This window comes from Limnohabitans sp. MMS-10A-192 (assembly GCF_003063335.1).
Lineage (GTDB): Bacteria > Pseudomonadota > Gammaproteobacteria > Burkholderiales > Burkholderiaceae_C > Limnohabitans_A.
In genome coordinates this window covers 403,438-415,570 of the sequence record NZ_NERX01000004.1, presented here as the reverse complement: position 1 = coordinate 415,570, position 12,133 = coordinate 403,438, and the positions used below count along the sequence as shown (strand labels likewise).

Genomic DNA, 12,133 nt, shown 5'->3' with positions numbered 1-12,133 from the left:
ACAAGACAAATCCCTAAAGTGAAGGCAAAGGAGCCATTTGCATGAAATTGTCTTTCACTCAAACTTTGTCCAGCGCCCTGCTGATCGGTTTATCAGTCTTGCACGGCCCCAGCGCCATGGCCCAGACCTACCCCGCCAAGCCCATTCGGCTGGTGGTCACCTTCCCTGCAGGCGGCGCGCCCGACATTTTGGCCCGGCTCTTCAGCGAAAAAGCCCAGCTGGGCCAGCCGGTCGTCATCGACAACAAACCCGGCGCGGGCGGCAACATCGGGGCCGACATCGTGGCCAAATCACCAGGCGACGGCTACACCCTGGTCATGGGCACCGTGGGCACGCACTCGATCAACGGGGCGCTGTACGACAAGATGCCCTACGACATGGTGAAGAACTTTTCCCCCATCTCGCTCGTCGCCTCGGCCCCCAACCTGCTGGTGGTCAACAACGACCTGCCCGTCAAAAGCGTGCCCGAGCTGATTGCCTACATGAAGGCCAACCCCAACAAATTGTCGTTTGGCTCGCCTGGCACCGGCACCTCGGTGCACGTCTCGGGTGAATTGTTCAAGTCCATGACCGGCACCAGCATGACGCATGTGCCCTACAAAGGCCGCCAATTTGCCATCCCCGACCTGGTGGGCGGCAGCATCCAGCTCATGTTCGACAACATGCCCTCGGCCCTGCCCATGGCCCGCGAAGGCAAAATCCGCGCTCTGGCGCAAACCACCGCCAAACGATCCCCCGCCGCCCCCGATGTGCCCACCATGGCTGAATTTGTGCCCGGCTTCGAAGCCACCACCTGGTTCGCCATGTTCGCTCCGGCCAACGTGCCCAAGCCGGTCATCGACAAACTTAATGCTGAAGTCGTGCGCGTGTTCCGCCTGCCTGAAGTTCAAGATCGCCTGAAAACCCTGGGCCTGGATCCCGTGCTGTCCACCCCCGAAGAACTGGCCCGATACCAGGCGGTGGAAATCACCAAATGGGCTAAGGTGGTCAAAGAGTCCGGCGCCAAGGCGGAATGACCCCGGCCCTGAGGCTCAAGCGGCAGCCAGCCAGGCCTTGAGCCGCTCCACCCCCTGTGCCAGCCGGCTCAGGTCTTTCGACGCAAAGCACCAGCGCAGCCAGCCTGCGGCCTCGGGGGCGAAGGCTTCGCCGGGGCCCAGACCCAAGCCAGCTTCGGCCACCAGCCGTTTGGCGGTGGCGACCGAATCGAGATGGCCTTCGAGTTTGAAAAACGCGTACATGCCGCCTTTGGCCGGGGCCAGCTGAACGCCAGGCACGGCCTGCAACAGCGGCACCAGCGTGTCGCGGCAAGCTTTCAGGTGAGCCACCACGCGGGGCGTGATGTCGGCGGTGTTTTGCAAAGCCACCACACCGGCCCGTTGGGTGAAGACCGAGGCACACGAGGTGTTGAACTCGATCAGCTTACCCATGTGGTGTGTCATCGCCTCGGGCATGACCAGCCAACCCAAGCGCCAGCCGGTCATCAAGAAGCTTTTGGAAAAACTGTGCACCACGACCAGGCGGTCGTCGGGCTCGGCCACATCCAAAAATGAAGGCGCGCAGCCGTTGGCCGTGTCTGCTTCGTAATACAGGCGCTCGTACACCTCGTCGGCCAACACCCAGGTGCCGGTGGCGCGGCAGTGCGCCAGGATCTCGGCTTGCTCGGCGCGGCTGAGCGTCCAACCCGTGGGGTTGTTGGGCGAGTTGACGATGAGCATGCGGGTGGCGGGCGTGATGGCGGCTTTGAGCGCGGCCATGTCGAGCTGCCATTGGCCGTTCACCGGGCGCAGGGCCACGCATTTCAAATCGGCGCCCATCACCAGGGCTTGTGCCGTCAAGTTGGGCCACACGGGGGTGATGGCGACGACTTCGTCACCGGCGTCGATCAGGGCTTGAGCGGCCAGCATCAGGGCATTCACCCCGCCTGAGGTGATGGCGATGCGGGCGGTGCTTATGGGGCCATGCAAGGCCGACATGTAATCCGACACGGCCTGGCGCAGCTCGGGCAGGCCCAGGTTGTGGGAATAGAACGTCTCGCCCTTTTGCATGGAATCGATGGCGGCTTGGCGCACCACATCGGGCGTGACTTCGTCGGACTCGCCAAACCAGAAGGCCAGCACATCGGGGCGGCCCATGCCCGCGTTGGCCACTTCGCGGATGCGGGACTCTTCCAGATCGAGCACGGTCTGGCGCATGAAAGATGTTGAATGACTCATGCAGTGATCCTAACGTCTTGCGCCCTGTCCATCACCAAGCGCTTGCGAAATTGAACCGCTTGACTATCATGGACAGCACAAAAAACAGGGAGGAAAACATGCGCAAACGTTGGGTATCGGCATGTGTGGGCAGCCTCGGATTGAGCCTGTGCCTGAGTGTGATGCCACTGGCCGCTAAGGACTTCACAGCCACCAGTGGGACGGAAAAAATCACCAAGCCCAAAAAAGTCAAAGCACCCAAAATGCCCCACGACAGAAGCGGTTCAGAGAACAGCGCCCAACGCGACAAACGCTTGTTGCGCGAATGTCGGGGGCGGCCCAATGCGGGTGCCTGCGAAGGCTACGCCAACTGAGCTGGCCTGCGGGTGATCAGGTCCACCACTGCCGCAAGCCGCTAACCCGCACGCTGGGCCGTGCAATGGCCGCTTCGAGCAGCCCGGCCTGGGCTTCGATCAGGGTGAACTGTTCGCGGGCGCGGGTGATGCCGGTGTAGACCAGCTCGCGCGAGAGCACTTCTGCGCCGCCAGGCGGCAACACCAGTGCGGTGTGCAAAAACTCCGAGCCCTGGCTTTTGTGCACCGTCATGGCAAAAGCCGTTTCCACATGCGCCAGCCGCGTCACGCTGACCGAGCGCAGCTGATCGCCATCGAGGAACCAGGCCTTGAGCTGTCCTTGGGGGTTGGGCAGGACCACGCCCACATCGCCGTTGAACACACCCAGCTGGGTGTCGTTGCGCGTGACCATGACCGGGCGACCGGCAAACCATTCACCTTGGGGCTTGAGCCATCCTTGATCGGCCAGCGCTTTTTGCACCGATGCATTCAAGCCCTCGGTGCCCCACTCGCCCTGACGCACGGCGCACAGCAGACGAAAGCGGTCAAAGGCCTGCAAGACCGCTTGCACCCAGACTTCGTGCGCGCCCTCGCCAGGGCCACGGGCCATGCAGGCCAGGTAATCGGCATAAGAGGGCTTGCCGCTCAAGCCCCGCGCCAGATCGCTCACGGCCAAAGGACTCAACGCCTGCTGCGCACACAAAGGCTGCGTGCCTGCGCCAGCATCAGCGCCTTGCAGCACCTGGCTTGCAGCGGCCGCATCACCCCGGTTGACGGCCAAAGCGAGCTGGCCAATCGGGCCGCCAAAACGGCGGCTTTCGCGCAGCATCACGGTTTGCTGGGCCAAAGGCGGCGCTGACGAGCCAGCGGCCAGATACGCCGCACCCAGCGCCTGCCCGGCCACAGTCTGCACAAACTGGGCCGTGTCGGTGCTGTAGTGGCCTTGCGCCGCGTCGCGGCACAAATCGCCCAGCACCGCACCGGCCTCGACCGAGGCCAGCTGGTCCTTGTCGCCCAGCAGCACCAAGCGCGCATGCGGCGGCAAGGCTTGCAGCAAAGCGTCCATCATTTCCAGGTGCACCATCGAGGCTTCGTCCACGATGAGCACGTCCACATCGAGCGGCTGGGCCGCATGGTGGCGGAACTGGCGCGAATCGGGCCGCGCACCCAACAGCGAATGCAAGGTGCGCGCAGGCCCCATGCGCTCGACCAGCGCTTTGAGGTCCAGCCCCGCATCGGCGGGCACCGTCATGTCCTGCAGTGCTTTGTCGATGGATTGCTTCAAACGCGCGGCGGCTTTGCCGGTGGGCGCGGCCAGCGCCACGCGCAAGGGGCTGACCGTGTCGTGCAACGCCAGCAACAAAGCCAGCAAGCGGGCTGCGGTGTAGGTCTTGCCCGTGCCCGGCCCGCCGGTGATCACCGACAAGCGGGCACGCAAGGCCACAGCGCAGGCCATTTTTTGCCAATCGATCTCGACCGCTGTTACATCGGCCGGTGCAACATCGCGCGGTGCAAAAAAGCGGTCCAACCAGGCCCGCGCAGGGACCTCGGCCACCGGCAGGGGTTCGCAGGCGCGGTGCAGCAGGCCCTGCCCCACCCGCTGCTCGTAAGCGGCATAGCGGCGCAGGTACAAAAGCGGTGCATCGGCCGTGCCGCCCAGCACCAGGGGCTGCCCCGCATCGGGGGCACCGGGTGCGCGCAGGCAGGCGGCCTGCAATTGCGCACGCCAGGCGCTCACATCGGCGGGCAATTGCGCCCACAAGGCCTTGAGCCCCATCAGGCCATCGGCCCACAGCGCAGGCCAGCCCAACAGGTCCAGCGGCGCATCGCTCAAGGCCGCCACCGACAAACAGGTGTGGCCTCGCCCTTCCATCTGCGCCAGCACGGCAGCGGCCACCAGCACCGCCGCTGGGGCTTGCGGGTCCAGCCGGTGCAATTGCTCGGCCAAGGCACTGTCCAGGCGGCGCAGCAAGCCTTGGTCGGCCCAGTGGTGCAGCCACTGCAAAGCCTGCGCAGCACTCAGGGTTTGTGCAGGCAGGTCCTGCAGCCAATCCATCTGGGCCGCAGGCACCACCAGGGCGCGGGGGTTTTTGCGCACGTTCATGCGACCTCCTTGGGGGTCAACATGGCGTCCAGCGCATCGAGCAAAGCCACCGGCGCGGGCAAGGTGCAGCAGCCTCCTGCCGGCCCGTCGATGCCACGCAAAAACAAATACACCGCGCCGCCCAATTGCTGCGCCGGGTCATAGGCCTGGCCCAAACGGGCACGCAGCAAGCGGTGCAGCGCCAGCATGTACAGCGCCGCCTGCACCTCGTAGCGGTGGTGCGCCATGGCCTGGTCCAGCGCTTGCGCGGTGTAGGCCGCATCATGAGTGCCCAGGTGGTTGGATTTGTAGTCCAGCACCCAGTAGCGCCCCTCGTGCTCGAACACCAGATCGGCAAAGCCCATCAACATGCCGTGCAATTGCGCATCGGGCAGCTGCGGACGGCTCACACCGGGCAGCAAATGCTGCTGGCACAGCGCGTCGATTTCCTGCGCGTGCAAGCGCTCGGCAGGCAACCAAAATTCCATCTCGGGCAACAAGGTGCCCAGCGCATTCAATGCAGTCTCGGGCCCACGCAGCGGCTGGGCCACCACACGGCTGAGCCACTGCAGCACCTCGGGGGCCTGCGCTGCATAGCCTGCGCGTTCGCAGCGTTTGAGCAGCCGCTCCGCCAAGGGCGTGCCGGGCTGCAAGGCGAAGTTTTCGGCGGCCAACCATTCGAGCTGGTCGTGTAAGAAATTGCCCGCACTGGGGCCCCGTGCAAAACCATGCCAGGCCTGCGCAACGGGCGTGCTGGGCCACAGCAGGGCGTCCACGGCAGGTTCGTCGTCGGCCGGGCGCGGCGTGGCCATGTCCAGCCCGGTGTGCGCCAGCGGCTGCGAAGACAAGTCCCGCGTCAAGCGCGAAAAGCTGGCAATGGTCCAGCGCTTGTCGATGACGGCGGTGCTGTGCAGCGCATCGCGCAGGGCGGCCTGTTGTTCGGTGCGTTGCCAACAGGTCAAGGGCACTTCTGGCGGAGCTAGCGCGAGCTGCACCGACAGGGGCTGACCTTGCGCATTCGTTTCCAACGCCTGCCACCGGCTGGCCCAGTCGCTGGCCTCCAGCGCTTGGCCGCCGCTGAGCAAATGGCCCGCTGCGCTGTCGTGGTTCACACAGGTTTTACCGTTGCCGCGTTTGACCGCGCTCCAGCCCAGCCACAAAGCATGCCGCGCACGGGTCAGGGCCACGTACCACAGGCGCAGGTCTTCGCGTAAACGATCATGATCAGCGCCCTTGGCATCGGTCTTGTCAAAAGCCAGCGTCCAGCGGCGCTCGCCTTGGGCATCGCTCACTTGCAGCACAGCGGCCTTGTCGGCTGTCACCACGCGGTGGCTGTGCGCAAAGGGCAGGCAGACCACGGGGTACTCCAGACCCTTGCTCTTGTGGATGGTGATGACTTTGACCAGGTCTTCATCGCTTTCCAGCCGCACGGTCTGCTCTTCGTTCTCGCTGGCACTGCCGTCCAGCGCCTCGTCGATCTGCTGGGCCAGCCAGCGGATCAGGGCTTGCTCACCGTCCAGCTGCTGGCTGGCCGCTTGCAGCAACTCGGCCAGGTGCAGCACATTGGTCAGGCGGCGCTCGCCATCGGGCTGGCCACGCCAACGCCCGGCCAGCTGCAGCACATGCAGCGACTGGCGCAGCATGGCCAGCACGCCCTGGCTTTGCCAGGTCTGGTGCAGCTCGCGCATCTGCTCGGCACGCTGGTCCAGCAATTCGTCTTGCGTGGCCAGATCGTGCAACTCGTCCAGGCTCAGGCCCACGGTGCGTGTGCCCAAGGCGGCACGCACGCGGCGCATGTCTTGCGGCTCGGCCACCCCGCGCAACCACAAGCACAGGTCTTGCGCTTCGTCGCTGGCAAACACCGAGTCGCGGTCGGACAGGTAGACCGAGGCCACGCCACGCGCACGCAGCGCGTCGCGCACGGCCGCGGCCTCCACACCGGTGCGCACCAGCACCGCGATGTCTTTGGGTTTGAGCGGGGTGTCGCCTTTTTGCGGATCGACAAAGCGCGCCTGCGGATCGCTCAGCCAAGCCACGATCTGCTCGGCACACAGGGCCGACAAATGCGCGCGCGCATCGCGCTGGCTGCGCAGTGTGTCATCGTGCACCACGGTCATGGCGTGGATCGGGCCGGTGCTGCTGGTCAGCACTTCGGCGCGGCCCTTGGCGTCCACGCTCTGGAAAGGCAAGGGGTCGTCTGCGCCCTGGCGGTAACCAAAGGCGTCGGGCGGGATCTCGAACCAGCGGTTGACCACATCGACCACCGCTTGGGTGGACCGGAAGTTGGTGCCCAGCACATGGTGGCGGCCTTGCGTGGCGCGGCGAGCGGCCAGGTAGCTCTGGATGTCTGCGCCTCGGAAACCATAGATCGATTGCTTGGGGTCACCGATCAAGAGCAGCGCCGTGTCTGGCCGGTTCTCGGCCGTGCGGTAAATGCGGTCAAACAAGCGGAACTGCAGCGGCGAGGTGTCCTGGAACTCGTCGATCATCGCCACCGGGAACTGCTCGCGCAGGCGCTGGGCCAGGCGCTCCCCCGCCTCGGGATCGGCCAGCGCCACATCCAGGCGCTGCAGCATGTCGGCAAAGCCAAACAGACCGCCGCGGCGCTTGAGCTCGGCCATGCGTTGCTGCACATGCTGGCGGGCGTGCAAACGGGCGATCTGCGTCGGGTCTGGCAAGGCCAGCAAAGCGGCCTGCAAATCGGCATAGGCCTGGCTTTCTGGCGGCAGCTGCACCGCGTCTTCACCGGGCTTGCGGCAAGCGAGCAAGCCATCGGGGGTGAAGCGCTCCCAGCCGGTTTTCATGTCGGCTTGCAGGGTTTGCGCATCGGCCGGGCTTTGCGCCCAGGCCTTGAGCACGCCCAGCCATGCCGCACAGTTTTTATAGCTCAGCTTGCGGCCATCCCAGCTCGCCTTGTGATGCGCCAGCTGCGCCTCGATCCAACCCAGCAAGTTGTCGGCCTTGACATCCCAGCCCTGCTTGAGCGCCTGCAGTTGCGCAGCGCGTTCGGCCTGTGCCGCGCCGAACACCTGCGCCAGCGTACCGGGTTCAGCATCGGCCAAGGGCACGGCCATCAGGGCGCGCATGTCCTTGTCGAGGGCGGCCACATCGCGCCAGATGCCTTGCACCTGTGCCACGCCGGTGGTGGACATGGGGTAGAGCTGTTGACGCCAATAGTCCTGCACGGCTTCCAGGCGCAGCGCGGCTTCGTCGCCGACCAGGTTTTCTTCAAACAGGTTGCCGCTGTCAAAAGCGTGTTCGCGCAGCATGCGCTGGCACCAGGCGTCGATGGTGTACACGGCCGCATCGTCCATGGCCTGCGCGGCCAGCGCCAGGCGGTAAGCCGCTTGTTCGCGCTTCGGGCCTTCGGGGTATTCGGCCATCAGGCTGTTCAGGAAATCATCTTCGACAGTCAAGAGACCACGGAACACCTGGGCGGCCTCGGTCAGGCGCGCACGGATGCGGTCCGACAGCTCCCGCGTGGCGGCGCGGGTGAAGGTCATCACCAGCACATCTTGCGGCAGCATGGGGCGCACGGGCGCGGTGCCACCTTCTGTGTCCTGTGTCCCGTGGCCCAGCACCAGGCGCACATACAGCGCGGCAATCGTCCAGGTCTTGCCGGTGCCAGCGCTCGCCTCGATCAGATGGCTGCCGCGCAGCGGAAAGGTGCTGGCATTCAGGGCGTGTGCGGTGCTCATGCCTGCTCCTCGGCGTCATCGCCACTGTCGGCATTGGGCAAGGGCTCGATCACGATGTCTGCGGCCCAGGCTTGCAAGGGCGCATAAACCGCGTCGGCCAGGCGCTCGAACGCGCCAGTGTCCAGCAAGGACTGCAGCGTGGGGTAGGTGCGTGCCAGCGCCGGGTCTTCGCCCAGAGCGCCGCGTTTGAAGTCGCTGCCCTCATAAGCATCGGCCAGCGCGTTGCGGTTGTCCTTGTCTTTGAGCCACTGCAGCGCCAAGCCGGGCGGCAAAGGCAAGGGCCAACGCATGCCCTCGACCCAGGTGTCCAGCAAAACCTGCAACTGGGCACGGGCCTGCTCGGGGTCTTGCGGGGGCACGCGCAGCACGGCGTTACGCCCCACCACCACACAAGGCAAGGGCTGGTGCATGGCGGCAGCCGCCAAAGAAAGCAGCCAAATGTCGATCAGTTTGTCGGGGTAGGCCTGTGGCGTTTTGGGCAGCAAGTTGGCCAGCTTGCTGGCACGCAGGGTGAGCGAAAGCGCCCCGCCCTCTCCCCACAAGAGGCCGCTGAGTGCGTCTTGCAAATGCACGTTCGGTGGATCGTTCGGTGTGGCCTGCGCCTGCGGCAGATCGACCAAGAGGCGCTCGGCCACTTCGGGGTAGGCCAGGCGCTCTTGCAAGGCGGCGCCCAGCAGGGTTTGCAGCTGGTGACTGAGCTTTTGGGCTTCGAGCACACCCACACCGGCCAAGGGCAAGGCCCCGGCCTGGCGCAGGCGCTGCACCACGCGCTGCGCGTGCGCGGGCAGCTCATCCAAGCTCAGGTCGGTGGGCACATGCGCCAGCTCGTGGTCCAGCAGCTGGTACAGGTCCAGCCCGCCCAGGCCAAACAGTTCTTCGTCGTGCAGCGCGCTGCGCTCGTCGTCCAGATGGACTTGCAAACGCTCTCGAAAAAACGCGCCTACAGGCTTGCGCAGAAAGCGCGCCAGCTGGGTGAGCGTGATGACCGGAGTGCCGGTGGCGGACTGCAGAGGTGGCAACAAGACTGGATCGCCGCGTCGGTGCGCTCCTCGCGATGACGGCTTGGAGGCTTCGTCGTCGTGGGCGCCTTTTTTCTCGTCATCGCGAGCGAAGCGTGGCGATCCAGTCTGCGCTGCCCGCCACTCCTTGGCATAGGTATGCAGCGCACTGCCCTCTTCAAAATAAGCCCGGCTGAAGGGCTGCAGCGGGTGCACCGTGGTCAGGCGCTGGGCGTGACCCTGGCCCCAAAGCGCATCGATCTCGTCGCGCAATTGCGACACCAGCACCGAGGGCGGTTGTTCGCTGTTGTCGCGCACGCTGCGGCCGCTCCAGCTGACGTACAGCACGCGCCGCGCCGACAGCAGGGCTTCGAGCATGAGCTGGCGGTCGTCGTCGCGGCGCGAGCGGTCGCCGGGCCGGGCCATGCCGGGCAGGCCCAGCAAATCAAAATCGGCAAGCGGGCTACGGCGCGGGTAGTCGCCGTCGTTCATGCCCAGCAGGCACACCATCTGAAACGGGATCGCCCGCATGGGCATGAGCGTGCAGAAGGTCACGCCTCCGGCGCGAAAGCGTTGCTCCAGCTTGGGCACCTTGAGCGCTTCCAGCCAGGCCGAGCGGGCCACGGCCAAGGGCACGGCCTCTGCAAAATCGGCCTGCTCAGCCGCCTTGCCCCAGTCGTTCAGGGCCTGGTCCAGCGCCGACAGGGCATTGCGGTCGGTGTCGTCCTGCGGCTTGAACAGCGCCGCCAGCAAAGCCCGCCCGCGCTCGGCCCATTGCGCAGGGCTGGCCGCTGTGGCACTGCTCTGCCACCAATCCATCAGCGCCTGCAGCAAATGCGCCAACGCACCGGCCAGCTCGGCGTCAAGCCCACCGACTTCCGGGTACGGGTCAGGGCCTGAAGCAGCTGGCGGCATCGGGTCCGCTCCGCAGGCGTAACCCATCAACATGCGTTGCACGCCAAACAGGGCCGAGTTGTCTTCGCCACAAGCGGCCAGGCCCAGGCCTTGGCGGTGCTGGGCCGACAAGCCCCAGCGGATGCCCGAGCCCGCCATCCAGCGGGTGAGCGTGGGCAATTGTTCGGGCTTGACGCCAAAGCGGGCCGCCAATGCGGGCACTTCGAGCAGCTCCACCAACTCGCTCATGCGGCCACGCTGCTGCGGCAGGGCCAGCAGCCACTCCACCGCGTGGATCAAGGGGCTGTTGGCTTGCGCGCCCAGGTCGGCGATGTCAAAGGGGATGAAGCGGGCATCGCCCCGCTTGTATTGGCCAAACACGGCGCGGATCGCCGGGGCCATCACCTCGATGTCGGGCACCATGACCACCACGTCGCGCGGCGAGACCTCCGGCATCTGGTGGAACCATTGCAGCAACTGGTCGTGCAGCACTTCCAGCTCGCGCACCGGGCTGTGCGCCACCTGAAACACCACCGAGCGGTCATCGGCTTGCAGCGGGGCATCCACCGCGTCTTGTGCCGATTTCAGGTCGCGGATGCGGTTTTGCAATTGCGTGAGCAAGCCCGTGGCATCGGCCCCCGGCGCATCGTCGAACAAATCGAGCTTGACGCCGGGCACGGCTTCTTGCGCGGCCTGCACATCGTCGAACGCATCGAGCTGGCGGATGAAGTCGCGCCCTTGCCGGCCCCAGGCGGCCAGCAAGGCGGGCGTATGCCAATGCATTTGCGCCAAGGGCGTCTCGGACAGCGATTCTTTTTTGTAGCCATGACGCCTGCGCTCAGCCCGCAGCCATTCGCGCCCGTCCATGATGTCGCCCCAGTGGTACTGGCAGGGGTTGGGCACGGCCAGCAGCACCTGGCTGTGCGCGGCCAGCGCCGCCAGCATGTCCAGCAGCTGGCCAGGCATGTGGCTCATGCCAAACACCGACACGCGCCGCGCCACCGGGCTGGCCAGCGCCTCGCCCGAGCGCAAGCGGGCCAGCGCCCGCACATGCAAGGCCGGGCGCGTGGCCTGGCGTTCGGCCTCGTTCAGCGTGGCCAGCACGCGGCGCCACAGCGCGGCTTGCCACAGCTGGTCGGCGGGCAAGTCCGCCTGCCCTGCGGCTTGGCGCAACACGTCGCGGCCAGCGGCCCAGTCGTCAAGCCAGTCAGGCCGGTAAATTTGGTACTGGTCAAACAGGTCGGCCAGGCGGCTGGCCAGTTGCAGTAAGCGGTCGGGCTCATCGCCCCGCAAAAACCCCGCCACCGGCTGGAACACCGCATCGCCCATGCATTGGGGCAACAAAGCCATCAAGCGCCAGGTCATGGGCAGTTTGTCGAGCGGCGAGTCGGGCGGCACATTCTGCGCGCCCAGCACCTGCCGGTAGGTGCGCCACAAAAAGCGCGATGGCAGCTCCACCCGCGTGGCCGCGCACACGCCGCCCTGCTGGGCCAGCGCCATCTTAATCCACTCGGCCATGCCATTGCTTTGCACCAGCACCACCTCGGGCTCCAGCGGCCCCAAAGGCTGACGCGACAGCCAGCCCGACAGGGTTTCGGCCAACACCTCGGAGCGGTGGCTGTGCAGGGCAATGAAGCCCGAAGGAATGGCAGAAACGGACATGCGGAGGGGTCAGGCGATCAGGCTGGGAATACGACAAGAATAGCCGCAATCTTGCCCCGCGCCGGGCTCAAGGCACGAGCCACGGGCGCCCCGTTTTTTGCCCATTTTTTAAGCACAACGCGCCACACCAGGCAGGATGCGGCTTGGCGCAGTTGTTCATGGACTTATCCACAGCTTTGGGCACGGTCTGTGGGGAAAGTTGGACCACATCCACGCAACAGCCCAACCCTGCGCCGCCGTGGACCACTGTCAC

Annotated in this window: 6 protein-coding genes; 2 read left to right on the top strand and 4 right to left on the bottom strand. The window is 65.7% G+C overall.

The genetic code is table 11. The features are described 5' to 3' along the window. Positions 1 to 41 precede the first annotated feature (41 nt). Positions 42 to 1,016 (top strand): tripartite tricarboxylate transporter substrate binding protein, encoded by a 975-nt coding sequence (locus B9Z43_RS11195; protein ID WP_108325465.1) that lies wholly within the window; start codon positions 42 to 44, stop codon positions 1,014 to 1,016. Positions 1,017 to 1,031: 15 nt separating this feature from the next. On the opposite strand, the gene B9Z43_RS11190 is transcribed toward B9Z43_RS11195, so the two are convergent. Next, the gene (locus B9Z43_RS11190; RefSeq protein ID WP_108325462.1) at positions 1,032 to 2,192 is read right to left on the bottom strand and encodes a pyridoxal phosphate-dependent aminotransferase; all 1,161 of its coding nucleotides are present in this window, start codon (positions 2,190 to 2,192) and stop codon (positions 1,032 to 1,034) included. 119 nt (positions 2,193 to 2,311) lie between these two features. Here B9Z43_RS11190 and B9Z43_RS11185 point away from each other — a divergent pair, with 119 nt between their 5' ends. After that, entirely contained in the window at positions 2,312 to 2,566 is a 255-nt protein-coding gene (locus B9Z43_RS11185; protein ID WP_146183910.1) for a hypothetical protein, read from the top strand. 16 nt (positions 2,567 to 2,582) lie between these two features. Here the strand turns inward: B9Z43_RS11185 and recD are convergent, their stop codons facing one another. The 3 genes from recD to recC are packed head-to-tail and all read right to left on the bottom strand — an operon-like array spanning position 2,583 to position 11,880. Continuing rightward, the gene (gene recD, locus B9Z43_RS11180) at positions 2,583 to 4,649 is read right to left on the bottom strand and encodes an exodeoxyribonuclease V subunit alpha (RefSeq protein WP_108325458.1); all 2,067 of its coding nucleotides are present in this window, start codon (positions 4,647 to 4,649) and stop codon (positions 2,583 to 2,585) included. Then, positions 4,646 to 8,326, bottom strand: coding sequence for an exodeoxyribonuclease V subunit beta (gene recB, locus B9Z43_RS11175; protein ID WP_108325456.1), 3,681 nt, complete (start codon positions 8,324 to 8,326; stop codon positions 4,646 to 4,648). Before recB ends, recD begins: the two co-directional genes overlap by 4 nt. After that, a complete protein-coding gene (recC, locus tag B9Z43_RS11170; protein WP_108325453.1) occupies positions 8,323 to 11,880 on the bottom strand; it encodes an exodeoxyribonuclease V subunit gamma in 3,558 nt (1,185 codons plus the stop codon). Before recC ends, recB begins: the two co-directional genes overlap by 4 nt. Positions 11,881 to 12,133: the final 253 nt, after the last annotated feature.

What these genes read in the sequence shown, in the direction of transcription:
- B9Z43_RS11190 (WP_108325462.1), bottom strand. Translation starts at nt 2,192, where the DNA reads ATGCGCCAGACCGTGCTCGATCTGGAAGAGTCCCGCATCCGCGAAGTG.
- recB (WP_108325456.1), bottom strand. Translation starts at nt 8,326, where the DNA reads ATGAGCACCGCACACGCCCTGAATGCCAGCACCTTTCCGCTGCGCGGC.
- recD (WP_108325458.1), bottom strand. Translation starts at nt 4,649, where the DNA reads ATGAACGTGCGCAAAAACCCCCGCGCCCTGGTGGTGCCTGCGGCCCAG.
- recC (WP_108325453.1), bottom strand. Translation starts at nt 11,880, where the DNA reads ATGTCCGTTTCTGCCATTCCTTCGGGCTTCATTGCCCTGCACAGCCAC.
- B9Z43_RS11195 (WP_108325465.1), top strand. Translation starts at nt 42, where the DNA reads ATGAAATTGTCTTTCACTCAAACTTTGTCCAGCGCCCTGCTGATCGGT.
- B9Z43_RS11185 (WP_146183910.1), top strand. Translation starts at nt 2,312, where the DNA reads ATGCGCAAACGTTGGGTATCGGCATGTGTGGGCAGCCTCGGATTGAGC.